18 protein-coding genes are annotated in these 22,830 nt (G+C 70.7%); 16 read left to right on the top strand and 2 right to left on the bottom strand.

From position 1 onward, the window contains the following. The first annotated feature begins 122 nt into the window (after window positions 1-122). Window positions 123-2,774: a zinc-ribbon domain-containing protein gene (locus ACFY93_RS24005; protein ID WP_391362554.1), complete on the top strand. Its 2,652-nt coding sequence runs from the start codon at window positions 123-125 to the stop codon at window positions 2,772-2,774. A gap of 146 nt (window positions 2,775-2,920) precedes the next feature. Here ACFY93_RS24005 and ACFY93_RS24010 read toward each other — a convergent pair whose 3' ends face one another. Further along, window positions 2,921-3,427 (bottom strand): GNAT family N-acetyltransferase, encoded by a 507-nt coding sequence (locus ACFY93_RS24010; RefSeq protein WP_391362676.1) that lies wholly within the window; start codon window positions 3,425-3,427, stop codon window positions 2,921-2,923. A gap of 57 nt (window positions 3,428-3,484) precedes the next feature. Between ACFY93_RS24010 and ACFY93_RS24015 the strand changes: the two genes are divergently transcribed. Then, window positions 3,485-4,822, top strand: coding sequence for a geranylgeranyl reductase family protein (locus ACFY93_RS24015; RefSeq protein WP_391362556.1), 1,338 nt, complete (start codon window positions 3,485-3,487; stop codon window positions 4,820-4,822). A gap of 163 nt (window positions 4,823-4,985) precedes the next feature. Here ACFY93_RS24015 and ACFY93_RS24020 read toward each other — a convergent pair whose 3' ends face one another. Continuing rightward, window positions 4,986-5,810 (bottom strand): NlpC/P60 family protein, encoded by an 825-nt coding sequence (locus ACFY93_RS24020; RefSeq protein ID WP_391362559.1) that lies wholly within the window; start codon window positions 5,808-5,810, stop codon window positions 4,986-4,988. A gap of 874 nt (window positions 5,811-6,684) precedes the next feature. On the opposite strand from ACFY93_RS24020, the gene ACFY93_RS24025 reads away from it, so the two are divergent. Genes ACFY93_RS24025 through nuoN form a run of 14 tightly spaced genes read left to right on the top strand, consistent with a single transcriptional unit; the run spans window position 6,685 to window position 22,740 of the window. Next, window positions 6,685-7,044 carry an NADH-quinone oxidoreductase subunit A gene (locus tag ACFY93_RS24025; protein WP_007383963.1) on the top strand — a complete coding sequence of 120 codons (360 nt, stop codon included), beginning with the start codon at window positions 6,685-6,687 and terminating at the stop codon, window positions 7,042-7,044. A gap of 13 nt (window positions 7,045-7,057) precedes the next feature. Further along, the gene (locus ACFY93_RS24030; RefSeq protein WP_010041554.1) at window positions 7,058-7,612 is read left to right on the top strand and encodes an NADH-quinone oxidoreductase subunit B family protein; all 555 of its coding nucleotides are present in this window, start codon (window positions 7,058-7,060) and stop codon (window positions 7,610-7,612) included. Continuing rightward, complete coding sequence (locus ACFY93_RS24035) at window positions 7,609-8,349, top strand: NADH-quinone oxidoreductase subunit C (protein WP_391362561.1); 741 nt, start codon at window positions 7,609-7,611, stop codon at window positions 8,347-8,349. The genes ACFY93_RS24030 and ACFY93_RS24035 overlap by 4 nt, the downstream gene beginning before the upstream one ends. Next, the gene (locus ACFY93_RS24040; RefSeq protein ID WP_391362563.1) at window positions 8,346-9,674 is read left to right on the top strand and encodes an NADH-quinone oxidoreductase subunit D; all 1,329 of its coding nucleotides are present in this window, start codon (window positions 8,346-8,348) and stop codon (window positions 9,672-9,674) included. Before ACFY93_RS24035 ends, ACFY93_RS24040 begins: the two co-directional genes overlap by 4 nt. Continuing rightward, window positions 9,671-10,543 (top strand): NADH-quinone oxidoreductase subunit NuoE, encoded by an 873-nt coding sequence (nuoE, locus tag ACFY93_RS24045; RefSeq protein ID WP_391362566.1) that lies wholly within the window; start codon window positions 9,671-9,673, stop codon window positions 10,541-10,543. Before ACFY93_RS24040 ends, nuoE begins: the two co-directional genes overlap by 4 nt. Beyond that, on the top strand, window positions 10,543-11,919 hold the full coding sequence (nuoF, locus tag ACFY93_RS24050) for an NADH-quinone oxidoreductase subunit NuoF (RefSeq protein WP_391362569.1): 1,377 nt from the start codon (window positions 10,543-10,545) through the stop codon (window positions 11,917-11,919). The genes nuoE and nuoF overlap by 1 nt, the downstream gene beginning before the upstream one ends. Continuing rightward, window positions 11,916-14,420 carry an NADH-quinone oxidoreductase subunit G gene (locus ACFY93_RS24055; RefSeq protein WP_391362572.1) on the top strand — a complete coding sequence of 835 codons (2,505 nt, stop codon included), beginning with the start codon at window positions 11,916-11,918 and terminating at the stop codon, window positions 14,418-14,420. Before nuoF ends, ACFY93_RS24055 begins: the two co-directional genes overlap by 4 nt. Further along, window positions 14,417-15,793 carry an NADH-quinone oxidoreductase subunit NuoH gene (nuoH, locus tag ACFY93_RS24060; protein WP_391362575.1) on the top strand — a complete coding sequence of 459 codons (1,377 nt, stop codon included), beginning with the start codon at window positions 14,417-14,419 and terminating at the stop codon, window positions 15,791-15,793. The genes ACFY93_RS24055 and nuoH overlap by 4 nt, the downstream gene beginning before the upstream one ends. Then, window positions 15,786-16,427, top strand: coding sequence for an NADH-quinone oxidoreductase subunit NuoI (gene nuoI, locus ACFY93_RS24065; RefSeq protein WP_391362577.1), 642 nt, complete (start codon window positions 15,786-15,788; stop codon window positions 16,425-16,427). The genes nuoH and nuoI overlap by 8 nt, the downstream gene beginning before the upstream one ends. Next, complete coding sequence (locus ACFY93_RS24070) at window positions 16,424-17,233, top strand: NADH-quinone oxidoreductase subunit J (protein ID WP_391362580.1); 810 nt, start codon at window positions 16,424-16,426, stop codon at window positions 17,231-17,233. The genes nuoI and ACFY93_RS24070 overlap by 4 nt, the downstream gene beginning before the upstream one ends. Continuing rightward, complete coding sequence (gene nuoK, locus ACFY93_RS24075; protein ID WP_391362582.1) at window positions 17,230-17,529, top strand: NADH-quinone oxidoreductase subunit NuoK; 300 nt, start codon at window positions 17,230-17,232, stop codon at window positions 17,527-17,529. Before ACFY93_RS24070 ends, nuoK begins: the two co-directional genes overlap by 4 nt. A gap of 14 nt (window positions 17,530-17,543) precedes the next feature. After that, complete coding sequence (gene nuoL, locus ACFY93_RS24080) at window positions 17,544-19,508, top strand: NADH-quinone oxidoreductase subunit L (RefSeq protein WP_391362585.1); 1,965 nt, start codon at window positions 17,544-17,546, stop codon at window positions 19,506-19,508. Window positions 19,509-19,513: 5 nt separating this feature from the next. Next, window positions 19,514-21,085, top strand: coding sequence for an NADH-quinone oxidoreductase subunit M (locus ACFY93_RS24085; protein WP_391362588.1), 1,572 nt, complete (start codon window positions 19,514-19,516; stop codon window positions 21,083-21,085). Further along, window positions 21,082-22,740, top strand: coding sequence for an NADH-quinone oxidoreductase subunit NuoN (gene nuoN, locus ACFY93_RS24090; protein WP_391362591.1), 1,659 nt, complete (start codon window positions 21,082-21,084; stop codon window positions 22,738-22,740). The genes ACFY93_RS24085 and nuoN overlap by 4 nt, the downstream gene beginning before the upstream one ends. Window positions 22,741-22,830: the final 90 nt, after the last annotated feature.

Consider the following 22,830-nt stretch of genomic DNA (forward strand, 5'->3'; position numbering starts at 1 on the left):
GTCAATGGGAAACTGTGTCCGTTGATGTCGCGGGCGTGCGTGCACGGCCCGCGGCAGCCGGCTTTCCGGTTCCTTCCCCGGGCGCTTCTGCTCTCGGCTTTCCTGGATGACGGAGCGTTTCCATGGCGTTGTACTGCCCGCACTGCGGAGCACCCGCTCCGGACGAGGCGCGCTTCTGCATGAAGTGCGGGCGGGAACGGCCTCCCCTGCCGACAGCGCCCGCCTCCGCACCCGCCCTGCCTCCCGCGGCCGGGCCCGCCCCCGCCCTGCCCCCGGCGCCCGCGTCCGCGCCGGCACCGCCCCCGGCGCCGCCCGCGTCGGCTCCCTTCGCACCGGCGGCACCCTCCGCCCCCGCGCCGTTTCCCGCGTACGCCCCCGGCGCGGCCGTAGCCGCCCCGCCCTCGCCCTTCGGCGCCTTTTTCGGCCGGCTCTTCCGCGGTGACTGGGCGGGCGCCGTACAGGCCGCGCTGTGGCCCGTGGGACTGCTGCTGGTCGCCGCCCTCGCGCTGGCGATCCCCTCGTACGGGCAGGCCGATGACGGCGGGGACGTCGTCATCGGCTTCGGCGACCGCGTGCAGGTCGCCCTCGCCGCGCTGCTCCAGGCCCTCGGCGGCGGGTTCGAGGTGAAGGCGGCCGCCGGTTCGTCGTACGGGGGCAGCCTGGCCGACGACCTCGACCTGCGCGGAGGCTCCTCGCTGAACCTGGTGCCGCTCACCGTCACCGCGCTGTGGATCGCCATGCTCCTCGTCGGCGCCCGGCTGCTGCGCACGCGGACCGCCCGGCGGTCCCTGCAGTACGGGGCGGGCCAGGGCGGCTTCGCGCCGGGCGCGGGCCGGACCGCCGGACTGGAGGCCGCGGTGCGGATCACCCTCCTGGCGACGGTGGCGGTGTTCGTCCTCGGTCTCTTCGCCCGGCCGACGCTCGCCGGGGCGGTACGGATCTCCTCGTCGCCGTGGCTCGCGGCCCTGGGCACCCTGTTCCTCACGCTGCTGGTGACCGGCGGTGTGCTGCACCGCGACGACCTGGCCCACCGGCTGGCCGGACGCCCGGGGATCCAGGCGCTGTTCCGCGCGACCGGGACCGCGCTGCGCGCCCTGACCGTCGTCCTGGTGCTCTGCTCCGTCGTCGCGTTCATCTGCCTCGCCCAGATCGACGAGCTGAACGACTCCGGGGACTCGGACGGGATCCCGCCGCTGCTCGCGGCCCTGCTCGTGCTGCCCAACCTCGCCGTGGCGGCCCTCGGGATGTCGTGGGGCGCTCCGGTCGAGGCGGAGGCGCGCGGGGGTTCCTCGTCCTACGGCAGCGGGTACGAGCACGAGTCGTTCGGCCTGTCCGAACTCGGCGACGTCACCAACTCCTGGGCGATCGTGGGCGCGCTGGCCCTCGGCCTCGTGTGCGCGCTGACCATCGGCGTCATGGCCGCGCGCCGCTCCGCCGACCGGCGCGAGCAGATGCTGGCCGCGGGCGTCTTCTTCGGCCTGTTCCTGCTGCTCGCGGGGATCGGCGGCTTCGGCTGGGAGGCACACGCGCGGTCGGCCGGCGGGTCGGGCTACGGCTCGGACTACGACTACGGGTCGGGGTCGGACTACGGCTCCGGCTCCGGCTCGGACTACGGTTCCGGCTCGGACTACGGGTTCGACTACGGTTCCGGCGGCTCCGTCGGCGGCTCGGTGCACGGGGGCCTGAGCATCCCGGACTCCCTGCTGTTCGGCCTGCTGTGGATCTTCGTCGCCGCCTTCCTCGCCCCGTACCTGATGCAGATGGCCGGCGCCAGGACCGGCCTGATCGCACCCCCCGTCCCGCCCATGCCGAGTGCCCCCGCCGGTTACGGGACGCCCCACCCGGCCGGTGCGGCCGGCGCCGTCGGCGCGGAGGGCGCCGCGGCGCCGCAGCAGCCCGCCGCCCCGCAGCCGCCGCCCGGCACGCCCGCGCAGCACCCGGCCACCGCCCCGCAGCCGCCCGCGCCCGCCGCCTTCTCCACCCCCGCCCCCTACCCCGTGCCCGCACCCGCTCCGGGCGAGTCCGACCCGTACGTCCTGCAGCTCGGCCAGACGCCGCCGAAGGCCCCCGGAGGGCGTGGCCGCGGCTTCGTCTGGGCGGTGACCCTGGTGGTCGCGCTGGTCGTCGGGGGCGGCGCGGCGGCCGGCGTGCTGCTCTGGCAGGACCACGGGAAGGACGACTCCGACAAGCCGAGGACCAAGTCGTCGTCCACGGCGCCGGCCAACCCCTCGCAGACCCCGGCCGACGAGGCCACGGACGAGGCCACCGGCGACGCCACGGACACCGGCGCGCAGGAGTCCGACGACGACGGCTCCTCGGTGGACCGCGTCCCGGACGGCTACCACCGGCTCACCGACCCGATGGGCTTCTCCCTCGGCGTCCCCGACGTCTGGGCCCGCGAAGGCGTCAAGAACGGTACGCAGGTGACGTACGCGGGATCGACCGGCCTGGAGCACATCCAGGTCGGCGTCATCGCGGACGCGGGCTACACCTCGTACGACAACTTCGTGACGCTGGAGAAGACGGCCAGGAAGAAGGACGACGACTACCACCGCGTGACGCTGGAGCGGAACACCTTCCAGGGGCGCGCGGGCGCGGTCTGGGAGTACACGTACACCGACGCGTCGGGGCGGACCGTCCACGCCAAGGACCAGGGCTACGTCGCCGACGACGGCACCGAGTACGCGATCATGATCGTCGGGCACGACGACACCTGGGAGGCCGGACTCTCCGAGACGTTCCGCGTCGCCCTGGACACCTGGAAGCTCACCTGAGGACCCCGGACGGATCGCCCGGCGCGTCCGGGCCCGTCCGGCGCGGCTCCCGCGCCCCCGCCCGCTCCGGGGCCGGGGCCGGGGCCGGACGATGAGGGCGCCCTCCGCGCCCTCCGCGCCCTTCCGTGTCCCGGCCGCCGCCGGCGTCAGAGGTCGAGCCGGAAGCGGTACCCCTGCTGCTGCGACACCGGCGTCACGAACGTCTCCGCCAGTTCCATGCCGAGGCGTCTGGTCACCGCGACCGAACGCTCGTTGCGCGCGTTGACCATCGCGACCACGCTCGGGACGCCCGCCGCACGCACCCGCTCCAGAGTGGTGCGCGCCGCCGCCGTGACGTACCCCTTGCCCCAGTGCGCCCGGCCGAGCCGCCAGCCGATCTCGATCTGCCCGGCCGGACCCCAGGCGTGCGGCCAGGGCTGCGCGCCCGTGAAACCGACGGCCTCCCCGGAGGCGTCGACCAGCGTCCACAGACAGAAACCCAGCTCGGCGTCGTGCCGGCGCTGGCGCGCGGTCAGCTCCTCGTAGACGGAGAGTTCGGCCGGCCTGCCGCCGTGGAACTCCATGACGTCGGGGTCGGCGAAGATCCGGTGCCAGGCGACGGCGTCCTCGTCGGTGGGGACCCGCAGTCGTACGGCGGGCAGTGCTCGGTTCACGGCGTTCACGGGGCGGGCCCTTCCGGCAGGTGATCAGTACCGCTGCATAGACTGCCCATGTCCAGTGCCCGTCAGCACGCAGATTTCGAACCTTGGGGAGAACCCGCCGTGACCGAGCCCCTCTCCGAACACACCGCCGATGTGATCGTCGTCGGCGCCGGGCCCGCCGGTTCCACCACGGCGTACTACCTGGCGAAGGCCGGACTCGACGTCCTGCTGCTCGAGAAGACCGCGTTCCCGAGGGAGAAGGTCTGCGGCGACGGACTGACGCCGCGCGCCACCAAGCAGCTCGTGGCGATGGGCATCGACATCTCGGAAGAGGCCGGCTGGCTGCGCAACAAGGGCCTGCGGATCATCGGCGGCGGGGTCCGCCTCCAGCTGGACTGGCCGGATCTCGCCAGCTATCCCGACTACGGACTCGTCCGCAAGCGGGACGACTTCGACGAGCAGCTGGCCCGGCAGGCGCAGAAGGCGGGCGCGCGGCTGTACGAGCGCTGCAACGTCGGAGCCCCGGTCACCGACGCCCGTACGGGCCGCATCACGGGCGTGCACGCGAAGCTCGGCGAGGAGAAGCGCGAGGTCACCTTCCACGCGCCGCTCGTCGTCGCGGCCGACGGCAACTCGACCCGGCTGTCGCTGGCCATGGGCCTGCACCGCCGCGAGGACCGTCCGATGGGCGTCGCGGTGCGCACGTACTTCACCTCCCCCCGCCACGAAGACGACTACCTGGAGTCCTGGCTGGAGCTGTGGGACCGCCGGGGGCCGGGCGAGGACCGTCTGCTGCCCGGCTACGGCTGGATCTTCGGCATGGGCGACGGCACGTCGAACGTCGGCCTCGGCGTCCTCAACACCTCCGACTCCTTCAAGGAGCTGGACTGGCGCGAGGTGCTGAAGGCCTGGTGCGCCTCGATGCCGGAGGACTGGGGCTACACCCCGGACAACATGACCGGACCGATCCGCGGCGCCGCCCTGCCGATGGCCTTCAACCGCCAGCCGCACTACACCAAGGGCCTGCTCCTCGTCGGCGACGCGGGCGGCCTGGTGAACCCCTTCAACGGCGAGGGGATCGCCTACGCCATGGAGTCGGGGCAGCTCGCCGCCGACGTCATCGTCCAGGCGCACGCCCGCGCCACCCCGGCCCAGCGCGAGCTGGCCCTGCACAACTACCCGAAGATCCTCAAGGACACCTACGGCGGCTACTACACGCTGGGCCGCGCCTTCGTGAAGCTCATCGGCAACCCGAAGATCATGAAGATCGCCGCCCAGCGCGGCCTCACCCACCCGATGCTGATGAAGTTCACGCTGAAGATGCTCGCCAACCTCACCGACCCCACGGGCGGCGACGCGATGGACCGCATCATCAACGGCCTGTCCAAGGTGGCCCCGAAGGCGTAGCGGCCGGGCTCCCGGCGCCGGACACCCGCGAGGGACACCGGCGCCGCACACGGGCGCCGGGAGCCCGCGCGGCCCGGCGCAGGGCCTCGGAGCAGACCGAAGGGCGGCCTCCCCGTCGTGGGGAGGCCGCCCTTCGCCGTACGCGGTGGAGCGGGGCCGGTCGTCAGAGGACGCGGACCGCGCCGGTCGCCGGGTAGCCCGACAGGTCCTGGATCACGACGCCCTTGGACGGGTTGGCCGCGTCGAGGTACTGGCCGTTACCGATGTAGACGCCCACGTGGTAGGCGGAACCGGCCGAACCCCAGTAGAGGATGTCGCCGACCTGGACGTTGGACAGGGAGACCTGCGTGCCGGCCGTCGACTGGGCGCCGGAGACGCGCGGCAGGTCCACACCGGCCTGCCGGAACGCGGCCTGCACCAGACCCGAGCAGTCCCACGAGTTGGGGCCCGTGCCGCCCATGACGTAGGCGTCGCCGACCTGAGCCTTGAGGAAGCTGATGACGGTCGCGACGCTGCCGCTGGCCGGGGCGGAGACGTCCGCGGACGCGGAGAGCGTGGTGCGGTCGGAGGACCGCGAGGCGCGGTCGGCGGCGGCCTGGCGCTTCGCCTCGGCCTCGGCCTTCTTCTTGGCCTCCGCCTTCTTCTTGGCGACGGCCAGGTCCTGCTTGGCCTCCTCGGCCGCCTTCTCGGCGGCCGCGTCACGCTCGGCCCGCAGCTGGTAGTCGGCCGCGGTCTGCTCCGTGGCGTCCGCGGACTGGGCGACCTGAGCGGACAGGTCGGCGGTGAGCGTGGGCAGTTCGACGGTCTGCGTCACGGGCTCAGCGGCGTTGGCCGCACCCGACGCGCCGGCCACTGCCAGGGTGCTGAGGACGCCACCGGCAACTCCGGCGCGCATCGCGAGCTTCGACGCGCTGCGGCGGGGCTTCCGGTGGCTGCGTATGTGAGCGGTGTGGGACATGGGTACAACCGGTATCAGGGGCTCCCTCATACCTTCAAGAAACGTGTGCTGCGCCACAGTTGTTCAATCAACCGGTGAATCCCGGGCGCGTCGCGTCCTATTGACGCCGTAACGGGCATTGCGGGCAGAGTTGATCATGCCTGTGATCATGGTGTTTCCGCATTACGTCCGGATTGCCCGCTGCTTACCACCAGTCGCACCGCGTGGCCAAGCCCGGCTTGTCGGAGCCACACACGGATGTGGCGCAGGTCACGGAACGGTCACCGCCCGGCGTGCGTCCCGCGCGGGAACGACGGCCGTCCGGGGCGGGAGGGGCGGGCCGCCGCGAGGTGATGGTCCGCGGCGGCGGGTGCGGCCGGCCGGGGGTGGGGGGAGTCGACCGCTTTTCGGCGTGAGTGTCCCGTCTCGTCCGCTCGTGAACGCGGGCACGCGCCCCTCTTCGCCGACCCCCTCCCCCGTACGCGTGAGGAGGAGTCGCCCGGGCCCTCTATCAAGGGCTTCCGTCCAGCACCAATTTGCATGCACGAGAAGCCTCTTGATATGGAGACGCACCCCTTACCAGCGGCAACGCGCGGAAATGTCACGTCTGGTGACCACTCGGACGCCTCACGTGTGAAGATCACCGCTCATCCGACCTGATGATCGTCTGCCAGGTGGTGGAGATCACAAAGGCGTTGTCGTACCCCGTGTCGCAGATCACAGACCGGCGGGCATAGGATGCGGGGCAGTTGGGCTTGTGACCTGCTTCACATGTACGCGATCTTCGTCGGGACGCACGGAGTTCACGGGACGGACGGGGCGGCGAGCGGGCCCGGTACGAAGCCTCCCCGGCTCTCGGCCACGCGGCGAGCGGGCGGGGGAGGCCCCGCCAGCAGTCAGTGCCGACTGAGAGGAGCGAGGAGCGGTGAACGCGTATGCGCCCATCCTCGTACTGGGAGCCCTCGGGGCAGGCTTTGCGATCTTCTCCGTGGTCATGGCCACGCTTATCGGTCCAAAGCGCTACAACCGGGCCAAGCTCGAGGCCTACGAGTGCGGCATCGAGCCGACCCCCACGCCGGCCGGCGGCGGGCGTTTCCCCATCAAGTACTACCTGACGGCGATGCTCTTCATCGTCTTCGACATCGAGATCGTCTTCCTCTACCCCTGGGCCGTCACCTTCGACGCCCTGGGTGTTTTCGGGCTCGTGGAGATGCTGCTCTTCGTGCTCACCGTCTTCGTCGCGTACGCGTACGTGTGGCGGCGCGGCGGGCTGGAATGGGACTGAGGGGCCTTAGGACATGGGACTCGAAGAAAAGCTGCCGAGCGGATTCCTGCTGACCACCGTCGAGCAGGCCGCCGGCTGGGTGCGCAAGTCGTCCGTCTTCCCGGCCACGTTCGGCCTCGCCTGTTGCGCCATCGAGATGATGACGACAGGCGCCGGCCGCTACGACCTGGCGCGCTTCGGCATGGAGGTCTTCCGCGGATCACCGCGCCAGGCCGACCTGATGATCGTCGCCGGACGGGTCAGCCAGAAGATGGCGCCGGTGCTGCGGCAGGTCTACGACCAGATGCCCAACCCCAAGTGGGTGATCTCCATGGGGGTCTGCGCCTCCTCGGGCGGGATGTTCAACAACTACGCGATCGTCCAGGGCGTCGATCACATCGTCCCCGTCGACATCTACCTGCCCGGCTGCCCGCCGCGCCCCGAGATGCTGATGGACGCGATCCTCAAGCTCCACCAGAAGATCCAGACCTCCAAGCTCGGCGTCAACGCCGAGGAGGCGGCCCGCGAGGCGGAGGAAGCTGCGCTCAAGGCGCTTCCCACCATCGAGATGAAGGGCCTGCTGCGGTGAGCGACGCGAACGGCAACGGGGTGAACCCCGAGAAGGACCTCGGCGCCTCCAACCTTCCGGGCCAGCGGGGCGACCAGGGCGAGGAGATCCGCGTCCAGCGCGGCATGTTCGGCGCCGACAACGGCGGCGACACCTCCGGCTACGGCGGCCTGGTCCGCTCCATCCGGCTCCCCGGCCCGGCCGCCCGCCCCTACGGCGGCTGGTTCGACGAGGTCGCCGACGAGCTGGAGGGCGCCCTGGAGGAGCAGGACCTCCTCCCGGGCAACGTCATCGAGAAGACGGTCGTCGACCGCGACGAGATGACCTTCCACATCGAGCGGGAGCACCTGGTCCGCGTCGCCAGGACCCTGAGGGACGACCCGGCACTGCGCTTCGAGCTCTGCACCGGGGTGAGCGGAGTCCACTACCCCGAGGACAAGGGCCGCGAGCTGCACGCCGTCTACCACCTGCGCTCGATCACCCACAACCGGCTGATCCGCCTGGAGGTCAGCGCCCCGGATTCGGACCCGCACGTCCCGTCCCTGGTCTCCGTCTACCCGACGAACGACTGGCACGAGCGCGAGACGTACGACTTCTTCGGCCTGGTCTTCGACGGCCACCCGGCGCTGACGCGGATCATGATGCCGGACGACTGGCAGGGCTTCCCGCAGCGCAAGGACTACCCCCTCGGCGGCATCCCCGTCGAGTACAAGGGCGCCCAGATCCCGGCTCCGGACCAGCGGAGGTCGTACTCGTGAGCACGCAGTCACAGTCAGCATCGGCCCGTGAGACCACCGAGGGCCCCGTCTACACGGTCACCGGCGGCGACTGGGACGAGGTCGTCGAGACGGCGGCGAAGGCCGACGACGAACGCATCATCGTCAACATGGGGCCCCAGCACCCCTCCACGCACGGCGTCCTCCGGCTCATCCTGGAGATCGACGGCGAGACGGTCACCGAGGCCCGCTGCGGCATCGGCTACCTGCACACCGGCATCGAGAAGAACCTCGAGTACCGCACGTGGACGCAGGGCACCACGTTCGTGACGCGCATGGACTACCTGACGCCGTTCTTCAACGAGACGGCGTACTGCCTGGCCGTCGAGAAGCTCCTCGGCATCGAGGACCAGATCCCCGACCGGGCCTCGGTCGTCCGCGTACTCCTGATGGAGCTCAACCGGCTCTCCTCGCACCTGGTGTGCCTGGCCACCGGCGGCATGGAGCTCGGCGCCACCACGATCATGATCTACGGATTCCGTGATCGTGAACTCATTCTCGACATCTACGAACTGATCACCGGCCTGCGGATGAACCACGCGTACATCCGGCCGGGCGGACTCGCCCAGGACCTGCCCCCGGGCGCGGTCGACCAGATCCGCGAGTTCGTCAAGAAGATGTGGAAGAACCTTCCCGAGTACGACAAGCTCGCCACCGGGAACCCCATCTTCAAGGCCCGTATGCAGGACGTCGGCCACCTCGACCTGACCGGCTGCATGGCCCTCGGGGCGACCGGCCCGATCCTGCGCTCGGCCGGCCTCCCGCACGACCTGCGCAAGGCGCAGCCGTACTGCGGCTACGAGACGTACGACTTCGACGTCCCGACCGCCGACACCTGCGACTCCTACGGGCGGTTCCTGATCCGCCTGGAGGAGATGCGCCAGTCGCTGCGGATCGTCGAGCAGTGCCTGGACCGGCTCGCCCCCGGCCCGGTCATGGTCGAGGACAAGAAGATCGCCTGGCCCGCCCAGCTCGCGCTCGGCCCCGACGGCCTCGGCAACTCCCTCGACCACATCAAGAAGATCATGGGCACCTCCATGGAGGCCCTGATCCACCACTTCAAGCTGGTGACCGAGGGCTTCCGCGTCCCGCCCGGCCAGGCGTACGCGGCGGTCGAGTCACCCAAGGGCGAGCTGGGGGTGCACGTCGTGTCCGACGGCGGCACCCGGCCCTACCGGGTCCACTTCCGCGACCCGTCCTTCACCAACCTTCAGGCCATGGCGGCGATGTGCGAGGGCGGCCAGGTCGCCGACGTCATCGTCGCCGTCGCGTCCATCGACCCCGTGATGGGAGGCGTCGACCGGTGACCACCACCCCCTCCGAGGGCGTCAGCCTGGGCATGCCGCAACTGCCCGCGCCCGCCTATCCGGACGACGTCCGGGCCCGGCTCGAGGCCGACGCCCGCGAGATCATCGCCCGCTACCCGGACTCCCGCTCCGCCCTGCTGCCGATGCTGCACCTCACGCAGGCGGAAGAAGGGCACGTCACGCGCACGGGCATGCAGTTCTGCGCCGAGATCCTGGGCCTCACCACGGCCGAGGTCACCGCGGTCGCCACCTTCTACACCATGTACCGGCGCAAGCCGAGCGGTGACTACCAGGTCGGCGTCTGCACCAACACCCTGTGCGCGGTCATGGGCGGCGACGCCATCTTCGAGGCCCTCCAGGACCACCTCGGTGTCGGCAACGGCGAGACCACCGGCGACGGCAAGGTCACGCTGGAGCACATCGAGTGCAACGCGGCCTGCGACTTCGCCCCGGTCGTGATGGTCAACTGGGAGTTCTTCGACAACCAGACCGTGCAGTCCGCGAAGCGCCTGGTCGACGACCTGCGCGCGGGGACACAGGTCGAGCCGACCCGCGGCGCCCCCCTGTGCACCTTCAAGGACACCGCCCGCATCCTGGCCGGCTTCCCCGACGAGCGGCCCGGAGCCGTCGAGGCGACCGGCGGCGCCGGCCCCGCCTCCCTGATCGGGCTGCGGCTGGCCAAGGGCGAGACGTCCCCCGCGCGCGTGGTGCACCCGCGGGGCGCGGGCACCGCCCAGGACGCGGCGCACGACGCGCCCGCGCACGAGCCGTCGCCGACCGAGCACCTGAGCTCGCACGACGCGCCGCAGGACACATCGGCCTCCGACCCGTCCCACCCGGCGGGTCCTGTCGCCGAGGAGGGGGAGTGATGACCGTGTCCACCCAATACGGGGGTGCCTCCGGGCCGGAGGCCGGGGGCGGAAACAGCCCCGAGAAGCTGCTCGCGCCCGTGCTGTCGGCCTTCTGGGACGAGGACGAGTCCTGGACGCTGGACGTCTACCGCAGACACGACGGCTACGAGGGTCTGCGCAAGGCCCTCGCCATGTCGCCGGACGACCTCATCGCCTATGTGAAGGAGTCCGGGCTGCGCGGCCGGGGCGGCGCCGGATTCCCCACCGGAATGAAGTGGCAGTTCATTCCGCAGGGCGACGGCAAGCCCCACTACCTCGTGGTCAACGCCGACGAGTCGGAGCCGGGAACCTGCAAGGACATCCCGCTCCTCTTCGCGAACCCGCACAGCCTCATCGAGGGCATCGTGATCGCCTGCTACGCGATCCGGTCGTCGCACGCCTTCATCTACCTGCGCGGCGAGGTCGTCCCCGTACTGCGCCGGCTGCACGAGGCCGTCCGCGAGGCCTACGCGGCGGGCTACCTCGGCGAGAACATCCTGGGCAGCGGACTCGACCTCCAGCTCACCGTGCACGCGGGCGCGGGCGCGTACATCTGCGGCGAGGAGACCGCGCTGCTCGACTCGCTCGAAGGGCGCCGCGGCCAGCCGCGCCTGCGTCCCCCCTTCCCCGCCGTCGCGGGTCTCTACGCGTGCCCCACCGTGGTGAACAACGTCGAATCGATCGCCTCGGTTCCCGCCATCCTGCACAAGGGCAAGGAATGGTTCCGGTCGATGGGCAGCGAGAAGTCCCCGGGCTTCACGCTCTACTCGCTCAGCGGCCACGTCACCAACCCCGGCCAGTACGAGGCCCCGCTCGGCATCACGCTGCGCCAGCTGCTCGACATGAGCGGCGGGATGCGGCCCGGCCACCGGCTCAAGTTCTGGACGCCCGGCGGCTCCTCGACCCCGATGTTCACCGACGAGCACCTCGACGTCCCACTGGACTACGAGGGCGTCGGCGCCGCCGGATCGATGCTCGGCACCAAGGCCCTGCAGTGCTTCGACGAGACCACCTGCGTCGTCCGGGCCGTCACCCGGTGGACCGAGTTCTACGCCCACGAGTCCTGCGGCAAGTGCACGCCCTGCCGCGAGGGGACGTACTGGCTGGTGCAGCTGATGCGCGACATCGAGGCGGGCAAGGGCGTCATGTCCGACCTCGACAAGCTGAACGACATCGCCGACAACATCAACGGCAAGGCGTTCTGCGCCCTCGGTGACGGCGCCGCCTCACCGATCTTCTCCTCGCTCAAGTACTTCCGCGAGGAGTACGAGCAGCACATCACCGGCCGCGGCTGCCCCTTCGACCCGGCCAAGTCGACCGCCTGGGCGGACAAGCACACGGAGGTGAACGCATGACGGCCCCCACCAGCGCTCCTTCCGGGGGCGGCGAAGCCGCGGCCGCGCAGGAGGACCTCGTCTCGCTGACGATCGACGGCGCCGGGATCAGCGTGCCCAAGGGCACCCTGGTCATCCGGGCCGCCGAGCAGCTCGGCATCGAGATCCCTCGGTTCTGCGACCACCCGCTCCTCGACCCGGCCGGCGCCTGCCGCCAGTGCATCGTCGAGGTCGAGGGCCAGCGCAAGCCCATGGCGTCCTGCACGATCACCTGCACGGACGGGATGGTGGTGAAGACCCACCTCACCTCGCCCGTGGCCGAGAAGGCCCAGCACGGCGTGATGGAGCTGCTGCTCATCAACCACCCGCTGGACTGCCCGGTCTGCGACAAGGGCGGCGAGTGCCCCCTGCAGAACCAGGCGATGTCGCACGGCAACGCCGAATCCCGCTTCGACGGGAAGAAGCGGACGTACGAGAAGCCGGTCCCGATCTCCACCCAGGTCCTGCTCGACCGCGAGCGCTGCGTGCTGTGCGCCCGCTGCACGCGGTTCAGCAACCAGATCGCCGGCGACCCGATGATCGAGATGGTGGAGCGGGGCGCCCTCCAGCAGATCGGCACCGGCGAGGGCGACCCCTTCGAGTCGTACTTCTCCGGAAACACCATCCAGATCTGCCCCGTCGGCGCGCTGACATCGGCCGCCTACCGCTTCCGCTCCCGCCCCTTCGACCTCGTCTCCTCGCACTCCGTGTGCGAGCACTGCTCCGGCGGCTGCGCCACCCGCACCGACCACCGGCGCGGCAAGGTCATGCGGCGGCTGGCCTCCCCGGACCCCGAGGTCAACGAGGAGTGGCTGTGCGACAAGGGGCGGTTCGGCTTCCGCTACGCCCAGCGGCCCGACCGGCTGACGACGCCGCTGGTGCGCGGCGCGTCGGGTGAGCTGGAGCCCGCCTCCTGGCCGGAGGCCCTGCGGGCGGCGGCCGAGGGTCTGCTCGCGGCCCGCGGACGGACCGGTGTGCTCACCGGCGGCCGTCTCACCGTCGAGGACGCCTACGCGTACAGCAAGTTCGCGCGGGTGGCCCTCGACACCAACGACATCGACTTCCGCGCGCGCGTGCACAGCGCCGAGGAGGCCGAGTTCCTGGCCGCCCAAGTCGCCGGACGCGGACGGGACCTCGACGGGACGGGGGTCACCTACTCCTCGCTGGAGCAGGCGCCCGCCGTGCTGCTCGCCGGTCTGGAGTCCGAGGAGGAGGCGCCCGGCGTCTTCCTGCGGCTGCGCAAGGCCTGGCGCGGACACGGCCAGCGGTCGTTCGCGCTGGCCACCCACGCCACCCGGGGTCTGGAGAAGGCCGGAGGCACCCTGCTGCCCGCCGCGCCGGGCACCGAGACCGAGTGGCTGGACGCGCTCGCGAGCGGCGTCGGGCTGGACGGCGACGGGGCGAAGGCGTCCGAGGCGCTGCGCGCCGAGGGCGCCGTGATCGCCGTCGGCGAGCGGCTGGCCGCCGTGCGGGGCGGGTTCACCGCCGCCGTACGGGCGTCGGCCGCGACCGGCGCCCGGCTGGTGTGGATCCCGCGCCGGGCCGGTGAGCGGGGCGCGGTCGAGGCGGGCGCCCTGCCCGCGCTGCTGCCCGGCGGCCGTCCGGCCACCGACCCGCGCGCGCGGGACGAGGTCGCCGTCGCCTGGGGCGTCGCCGCGCTGCCCCACCGCTACGGCCGCGACACCGGCGAGATCGTCGAGGCCGCCGCCACGGGCGAACTGCGGGCCCTGGTGGTGGCGGGCGTGGAGGTCGCCGACCTTCCCGACCCGGCACGCGCGCGTACGGCCCTGTCCGAGGTCGGCTTCCTGGTGTCGCTGGAACTGCGCCCCGGTGACGTCACCGAGCACGCCGACGTCGTCCTGCCGGTCGCCGCGGTCGTCGAGAAGGCCGGAACGTTCCTCGACTGGGAGGGCAGGGCGCGGTCGTTCGAGGCCGCGCTGAAGCCCGACCAGATGACCCGCAGGCTCGCGCCGCCCGACATGCGGGTGCTGCAGATGCTCGCGGACGCCATGGACGTCCACCTCGGTCTGCCCGACCTGCGCACCGCGCGCGCCGAGCTGGACCGCCTCGGCGGCTGGGACGGGCCGCGCGCCACCGGGCCGCTGGAGACCGCGGAGCCGCTGCCGCGGCCCGCCGCCGGAGAGGCCGTCCTCGCGGGCCACCGGCTGCTGCTCGACCAGGGCCGCCTCCAGGAGGGCGACGAGGCGCTGGCCGGCACGCGGCACGCCGCACACGCGCGCGTGTCGCCCGCCACGGCCGCCGAGGCGGGCGTCAAGGACGGCGACGTCCTCGAGGTCACCGGCCCCACCGGGACGGTGGCGCTCCCGCTCCAGGTCACCGAGATGCCCGACCGCGTGGTCTGGCTCCCGCTGAACTCCGCCGGGGGAGGCGTCGCCTCGGACACGGGGGCGCTGCCCGGCGCCCTCGTCCGCATCGGCCCGGCGACGCTCGCCTCCGAGGCCCTCAAGGAGGTGGAGGCATGACTGCGAACCTCGCCGCGGAAGACCTCTCGCTGTTCGGCACCGACCCGTGGTGGCTGGTCGTCGTCAAGGCCGTCTTCTGCTTCGCCTTCCTGATGGTGACCGTGCTCTTCTCCATCGTGTGGGAGCGCAAGGTCGTCGCCTGGATGCAGCTGCGCATCGGCCCCAACCGGCACGGCCCCTGGGGCATGCTCCAGTCGCTCGCCGACGGCATCAAGCTGATGCTCAAGGAAGACGTCATCGTCAAGCGCGCGGACAAGGTCGTCTACGTCCTCGCGCCGATCGTCGCCGCGATCCCCGCGTTCATGGCGATCGCCGTGATCCCCTTCGGGCCCGCGGGCAACGAGGTCTCGATCTTCGGGCAGCGCACCACGATGCAGCTCACCGACCTGCCGATCGCGATGCTCTACATCCTCGCGGTCGCCTCGGTCGGCATCTACGGCATCGTGCTGGCCGGCTGGAGCTCCGGGTCGACGTACCCGCTGCTCGGCGGCCTGCGCTCGTGCGCGCAGATGATCTCGTACGAGATCGCCATGGGCGCCGCCTTCGCCTCGGTGTTCCTGTACTCGGGGTCGATGTCGACGTCCACGATCGTCGAGCAGCAGCACGACCGCTGGTACATCGTGCTGCTGCCGGTGTCGTTCCTGATCTACATCGTGACGATGGTCGGCGAGACCAACCGCGCGCCCTTCGACATGCCGGAGTCCGAGGGAGACCTCGTCGGCGGCTTCAACACCGAGTACTCGTCCATCAAGTTCGCGCTCTTCATGCTCGCCGAGTACGTGAACATGGTGACGGTCTCGGCGGTCTCCACGACCCTCTTCCTGGGCGGCTGGCGGGCCCCGTGGCCCATCAGCACCTTCTGGGAGGGCGCCAACCACGGCTGGTGGCCGATGCTCTGGTTCGTGGTGAAGGTCCAGCTGCTGCTGTTCTTCTTCATCTGGCTGCGCGGCACGCTCCCGCGCGTGCGCTACGACCAGCTGATGAAGCTCGGCTGGAAGGTCCTGATCCCGGTCTCCGTGGTCTGGCTGATGCTCGTCGCGACCGTGCGGACCCTGCAGAACGAGAACTACGACTTCGCCGACATCGCGCTCTACATCGGCGGCGGTGTCCTCGTCCTGCTGCTGCTCTCCTACGTCGCGGACGTGTTCCGCGACCGCGGCCGCAAGGACGGCCCCGAGCAGGAGGAGCCCGCCGCGTTCGACCCGATGGCGGGCGGATTCCCCGTACCGCCGCTGCCGGGACAGACGCTGCCACCGGTGCCCCGGCGGACCCCGCGTCGGGAGCGGGAGCTGATTGTCAGTGGTGGGTCCGATACTGAGAGTGACGGATCGCTTGGCGGATCTCGCGACGGAAAGGAGGGGTCCGATGGCTGAGGAGCCGAAGGACACCACACCCGGTTTCCTGAATCCGGTCGCCGGCTTCGGCGTGACCTTCAAGGCCATGTTCAAGAAGCGGCTGACCGAGCAGTACCCGGAGCAGCCGAAGACCACCGCCCCCCGGTTCCACGGCCGGCACCAGCTCAACCGTCACCCCGACGGTCTGGAGAAGTGCATCGGCTGCGAGCTGTGCGCCTGGGCCTGTCCCGCGGACGCCATCTACGTGGAGGGCGCGGACAACACCGACGAGGAGCGCTACTCGCCGGGCGAGCGGTACGGCCGCGTCTACCAGATCAACTACGCCCGCTGCATCCTGTGCGGGCTGTGCATCGAGGCGTGCCCCACGCGCGCGCTCACGATGACCAACGAGTTCGAGCTGGCCGACAGCAGCCGCGCCAACCTCATCTACACCAAGGAGCAGCTGCTCGCCGGTCTCGACGAGGGCATGGTCGACAGCCCGCACTCGATCTTCCCCGGCATGGACGAGCAGGACTACTACCGGGGCCTGGTGACCGAGGCCGCACCGGGTACGGAGCGGCAGGTGGCCCTCTCCAAGGGCGAGGTGCCGCAGGAGGCCTCCTCGACCTTCGGTGAGGACGAACCGGCGTCGGAGAAGGTGAACGGCCGATGACGCAGCTCGCCGCCTACGCGACCTCGACGGGCGAGGCCGTCCAGTTCTGGGTCCTCGGCACCGTCGCCGTGATCGGCGCCCTGTGCACCGTCTTCATGAAGAAGGCCGTGCACAGCGCGCTCTGCCTGGCCGGGACCATGATCGTCCTGGCCGTGTTCTACCTCGCCAACGGCGCCTACTTCCTGGGCATCGTCCAGGTCGTCGTCTACACCGGCGCGATCATGATGCTGTTCCTCTTCGTGGTCATGCTCGTCGGTGTCACCGCCGCCGACTCCCTGAAGGAGACCATCAAGGGCCAGCGCTGGCTGGCCCTGCTGTGCGGGCTCGGCTTCGGCATCCTGCTCTTCGCGGGCATCGGCAACGCCTCCGTCAGCGAGTTCAACGGCCTGAGCAAAGCCAACGCCGGCGGCAACGTGGAGGGCCTCGCGGCCCTCCTCTTCACGAAGTACGTGTTCGCCTTCGAGATCACCGGCGCCCTGCTCATCACGGCCACCGTCGGTGCCATGGTGCTCACCCACCGGGAGCGCACCGAGCGCGCCAAGACCCAGCGCGAGCTGGCCGAGCAGCGCGTGCGCGAGGGCAAGCACCTGCCGCCGCTGCCTGCGCCCGGCGTCTACGCCCGGCACAACGCGGTGGACATCGCGGGCCTCCTCCCGGACGGCACCCCGTCCGAGCTCACCGTCAACAAGACGCTGCGCCGCCGCGGGCAGATCCGTGACGTGTCGAGCGAGGCGCTGAACGACCTGAAGGCCCTGGAGCAGAGCGCGACCGACCGCCTCGGCCGGACCGAGGAGGCGAAGAAGTGAATCCCGTCAACTACCTCTACCTCGCCGCCCTGTTGTTCACGATCGGCGCCACCGGGGTGCTGATCAGGCGGAACGCGATCGTGGTGTTCATGTGCATCGAGCTCATGCTCAACGCGTGCAACCTCGCGTTCGTCGCCTTCTCCCGGATGCACGGCAATCTCGACGGCCAGATCATCGCCTTCTTCACGATGGTCGTCGCCGCCGCGGAGGTCGTGGTCGGGCTCGCGATCATCGTGTCGCTGTTCCGTTCCCGCCACTCGGCCTCGGTCGACGACGCCGGCCTGATGAAGCTGTAGGGGGTCGCTAGATCGTGGAGAATCTGATTGCGCTGCTGGTGGCGGCGCCTCTGCTCGGAGCGGCCGTACTGCTGTGCGGCGGCCGGCGGCTCGACGCCGTCGGCCACTGGATCGGTACCGCGCTGGCGGCCGCCTCCTTCGTGATCGGCGCGGTCCTCTTCGCCGACATGCTCGGCAAGGACGCGGCCGACCGGGCCCTCGGCCAGCACCTGTTCAGCTGGGTACCGGTCGAGAGCTTCCAGGCGGACGTCGCCTTCCACCTGGACCAGCTGTCGATGACGTTCGTCCTGCTGATCTCCGGGGTCGGCACGCTCATCCACGTGTACTCGATCGGGTACATGGAGCACGACGAGCGCCGGCGCCGTTTCTTCGGTTATCTCAACCTGTTCCTCGCGGCGATGCTGCTCCTCGTGCTCGCCGACAACTACCTGCTGCTGTACGTCGGCTGGGAGGGCGTCGGCCTCGCCTCGTACCTCCTGATCGGCTTCTGGCAGCACAAGCCCAGCGCCGCGACGGCCGCGAAGAAGGCCTTCCTGGTCAACCGCGTCGGTGACGTGGGCCTGTCCATCGCCATCATGCTGATGTTCACCACCTTCGGGACCTTCGCGTTCGGGCCGCTGCTCGGAACCCACGAGGACCCGGGCCTGGCCGCGGGCGCGAGCGAGGGCAAGCTCACCGCCGTCGCCCTGATGCTGCTGCTCGCCGCCTGCGGCAAGTCCGCCCAGGTGCCGCTGCAGTCCTGGCTCGGCGACGCGATGGAGGGCCCGACCCCGGTCTCGGCCCTCATCCACGCGGCGACGATGGTGACGGCGGGCGTGTACCTGATCGTCCGCTCCGGCACGATCTTCAACGCCGCCCCGGACGCCCAGCTGGTCGTCACGGTGGTCGGCGCGGTCACGCTCCTGTTCGGTGCGATCGTCGGTTGCGCCAAGGACGACATCAAGAAGGCGCTCGCCGGATCGACGATGTCGCAGATCGGCTACATGGTGCTCGCCGCGGGTCTCGGCCCCATCGGCTACGTCTTCGCGATCATGCACCTGGTGACGCACGGCTTCTTCAAGGCCGGGCTCTTCCTCGGTGCCGGTTCGGTCATGCACGGCATGAACGACGAGGTCGACATGCGCAGGTACGGCGGCCTCAGGAAGTACATGCCGGTCACCTTCGTGACGTTCGGGCTCGGCTACCTCGCGATCATCGGCTTCCCCGGACTGTCCGGCTTCTTCTCCAAGGACAAGATCATCGAGGCGGCCTTCGCCAAGGGCGGCACCGAGGGCTGGATCCTCGGCGGCGCGGCCCTGCTCGGCGCGGCCATCACCGCGTACTACATGACCCGCGTGATGCTGATGACCTTCTTCGGCGAGGAGCGCTGGCGCAACGCGCCGACGCCGTCACCGGCCGAGCCGAGCGTGGAGCCCGCGGCGGAGGCCGGCGGCGAGCACGCCGAGCCGCACCCGCACGAGTCGCCGAAGTCCATGACGATCCCCATGATCGTGCTGGCCTTCGGATCGGTCTTCGCCGGCGGTCTGTTCAGCGTCGGCGACCGGTTCCTGCACTGGCTGGAGCCCGTCACCGGACACGACCACGGCGACGCGCCGATCAGCGCGCTCACGGTCACCCTGGCCACCATGGCGGTCCTGGTCGTCGGCGTCGCCATCGCCTACGCCCAGTACGGCCGCAGGCCCGTCCCGGCCGTCGCCCCGCGCGGCTCCCTGCTCACCCGGGCCGCCCGGCGCGACCTGCTCCAGGACGACTTCAACCACGTCGTGCTGGTGCGCGGCGGGGAGCACCTCACCCGCTCCCTGGTCTACGTCGACCACACCCTGGTCGACGGCGTCGTCAACGGCACGGCGGCGTCGATGGGCGGGCTCTCCGGACGGCTGCGCACCCTGCAGAACGGCTACGTCCGTTCGTACGCGGTCTCGATGTTCGGCGGTGCGGCGGTCCTCGTCGCCGCGACCCTGCTGATGAGGGCGGTCTGATACCGATGTCCTTTCCTCTGCTGACAGCGACGGCGGTGCTCCCGGCTCTCGGGGCCATCGCCACGGCCGCCGTGCCGGCCGCGCGGCGCACCGTCGCCAAGTGGCTGGCGCTGCTCGTCTCGCTCGCCACGCTGGCGCTCGCCGGGATCGTCCTGGTCCGTTTCGAGCCCGGCGGCGACCGCTACCAGCTCACCGAATCGCAATCCTGGATCAAGGACTTCGGGGTGCGCTACGAGCTGGGTGTGGACGGCATCGGGGTGGCGCTCGTCGCGCTCACCGCGCTGCTGATCCCGTTCATCATCCTCGCGGGCTGGCACGACGCCGACCCCCACGAGACCGGAAGCAGGCGCTGGCGGCCGACTCAGGGCTACTTCGCCCTGATCCTGGTCGTCGAGGCGATGGTGATCCTCTCCTTCGAGGCCACCGACGTCTTCCTCTTCTACATCTTCTTCGAAGCCATGCTCATCCCGATGTACTTCCTCATCGGCGGCTTCGGGGACAAGGCGCACGAGCACGGAGAGGGCACGGCGGCGACCCAGCGTTCCTACGCGGCCGTGAAGTTCCTCCTCTACAACCTCGCCGGCGGTCTGATCATGCTGGCCGCCGTGATCGGCCTCTACGTGGTCGCCGGGAACTTCTCGCTCCAGGAGATCGCCGAGGCCCGCGCCAACGGCTCGCTGCACATGGCGCAGAGCACGGAGCGGTGGCTGTTCCTCGGCTTCTTCTTCGCCTTCGCTGTGAAGGCCCCGCTGTGGCCGCTGCACACCTGGCTGCCGAACGCGATGGGCGAGTCCACCACCCCGGTGGCGGTGCTGATCACGACGGTGATGGACAAGGTCGGCACCTTCGCGATGCTGCGCTACTGCCTCCAGCTCTTCCCGGAGGCCTCGAAGTGGGCCACCCCGGTGGTCATGGTGCTCGCCACGGTCAGCATCATCTACGGCGCGCTGCTCGCGGTCGGCCAGCGTGACATCAAGCGGCTGGTGGCGTACGCGTCGGTCTCGCACTTCGGGTTCATCATCCTGGGCATCTTCGCGATGACCAGCCGCGGCCAGTCCGGCGCGACGCTGTACATGGTCAACCACGGGCTGTCGACCGCCGCGCTGCTGCTGGTGGCGGGCTTCCTGATCTCGCGGCGCGGCTCGCGTCTGATCGCCGACTACGGAGGGGTGCAGAAGGTCGCCCCGGTGCTCGCGGGCACCTTCCTGATCGGGGTCCTCGCGACCCTGTCCCTGCCGGGACTGGCCCCGTTCGTCAGTGAGTTCCTGGTGCTGGTCGGCGCGTTCGAGCGTTATCCGGCGATCGGCATCGTCGCCACCGTGGGCATCGTCCTCGCCGCTCTCTACGCGCTCGTCCTCTACCAACGGACGATGACGGGCCCGGTGAAGCCCGAGGTTGCACGGATGCCCGACCTCAGGGTGCGTGAGCTCCTGGTCGTCACCCCGCTGATCGCACTGCTGATCTTCCTGGGTGTCTACCCGAAGCCGGTCACCGACATCGTCAACCCGGCGGTCAAGCAGACCATGTCAGACGTACACAAGACGGACCCCAAGCCCGAGGTGGAGGCGGCCAAGTGAGCGCATCAGCCGTCCACAGCCTGTGGACAACGGCGGCCACCGCGGCCGATCCGATCTCCAAGATCGACGCTCCGAAGATCGAGTACGGGCAGCTGTCGCCCACCTTGATCGTCATCGGCGCGGCGGTCGTCGGGGTGCTCGTCGAGGCGTTCGTGCCGCGCAAGCACCGCTACTACACCCAGCTGTTCGTGTCCGTCGTCGCGCTCGCCGCCGCCTTCGCGGCGGTGGTCGGCCTGGCGGCCGGCGGGTACGGCACGACCAAGGCGCACATCGCCGCGATGGGCGCCGTCGCCGTCGACGGACCCGCCCTGTTCCTCCAGGGCACGATCCTGCTCGCGGGACTGCTCGGCGTCTTCACCTTCGCCGAGCGGCGGCTGGACCCGGCGGCGCACGGCAACCGCGTGGACTCCTTCGCCGCGCAGGCCGCGTCCGTGCCCGGCAGCGACAGCGAGAAGGCCGCGGTCAAGGCGGGCTTCACCACCACCGAGGTGTTCCCGCTCCTGCTCTTCGCCATCGGCGGCATGCTGGTCTTCCCGTCGGCCAACGACCTGCTGACCCTGTTCATCGCCCTGGAAGTCTTCTCGCTCCCGCTGTACCTGCTGTGCGCCGTGGCCCGCCGCAAGCGGCTCATGTCGCAGGAGGCCGCGGTCAAGTACTTCCTGCTCGGCGCCTTCGCCTCCGCGTTCACCCTCTTCGGCATCGCCCTGCTGTACGGGTACGCCGGATCGGTGTCGTACGCGCGGATCGCCCAGGTCGTCGACGGCACCGTGCAGAACGTCGACCCGGCCCTCGCCGACACCATGGGCAACGACGCGCTGCTGCTCATCGGCGCCGCCATGGTCGTCATGGGTCTGCTCTTCAAGGTCGGCGCGGTGCCGTTCCACATGTGGACCCCCGACGTCTACCAGGGCGCGCCCACCCCGGTCACCGGCTTCATGGCGTCGGCGACCAAGGTGGCCGCCTTCGGCGCGCTGCTCCGGCTGCTGTACGTCGTCCTGCCGGGCCTGCGCTGGGACTGGCGCCCGGTCATGTGGGGCGTCGCCATCGTCACCATGCTGGGCGGCGCGATCGTCGCGATCACCCAGACGGACATCAAGCGGCTGCTGGCGTACTCGTCGATCGCGCACGCGGGCTTCATCCTGGCCGGTGTCATCGCGACGACACCCGACGGCGTCTCCTCGGTGCTCTTCTACCTGGCCGCGTACTCGTTCGTCACGATCGGCGCCTTCGCCGTGGTGACCCTGGTACGCGACGCGGGCGGTGAGGCGACCCACCTCTCCAAGTGGGCGGGGCTCGGGCGCCGCTCGCCGATGGTGGCGGCCGTCTTCGCCGTCTTCCTGCTGGCCTTCGCGGGCATCCCGCTGACCTCCGGCTTCACCGGCAAGTTCGCGGTGTTCAAGGCGGCGGCGGAGGGCGGCGCGGCCCCGCTGGTCGTGGTCGGTGTGATCTCCTCGGCGATCGCGGCGTTCTTCTACATCCGGGTGATCGTGCTGATGTTCTTCAGCGAGCCCCGGCCGGAGGGCCCGACGGTGGCCGTGCCGTCCCCCCTGACCACGACGGCGATCGCGGTCGGCGTCGCGGTCACGGTGGTCCTGGGTGTGGCGCCGCAGTACTTCCTGGACCTGGCGGGCCAGGCGGGAGTCTTCGTGCGCTGAGACGTCCGTCTCACACAACCGGCCCGGCACCCCACCTGGGGCGCCGGGCCGGTTGTGTTGTCACACGGGTGACCTGTGGACAACTCCGTG

This window comes from Streptomyces sp. NPDC008313, from assembly GCF_042956125.1.
Taxonomy (GTDB): Bacteria; Actinomycetota; Actinomycetes; order Streptomycetales; family Streptomycetaceae; genus Streptomyces.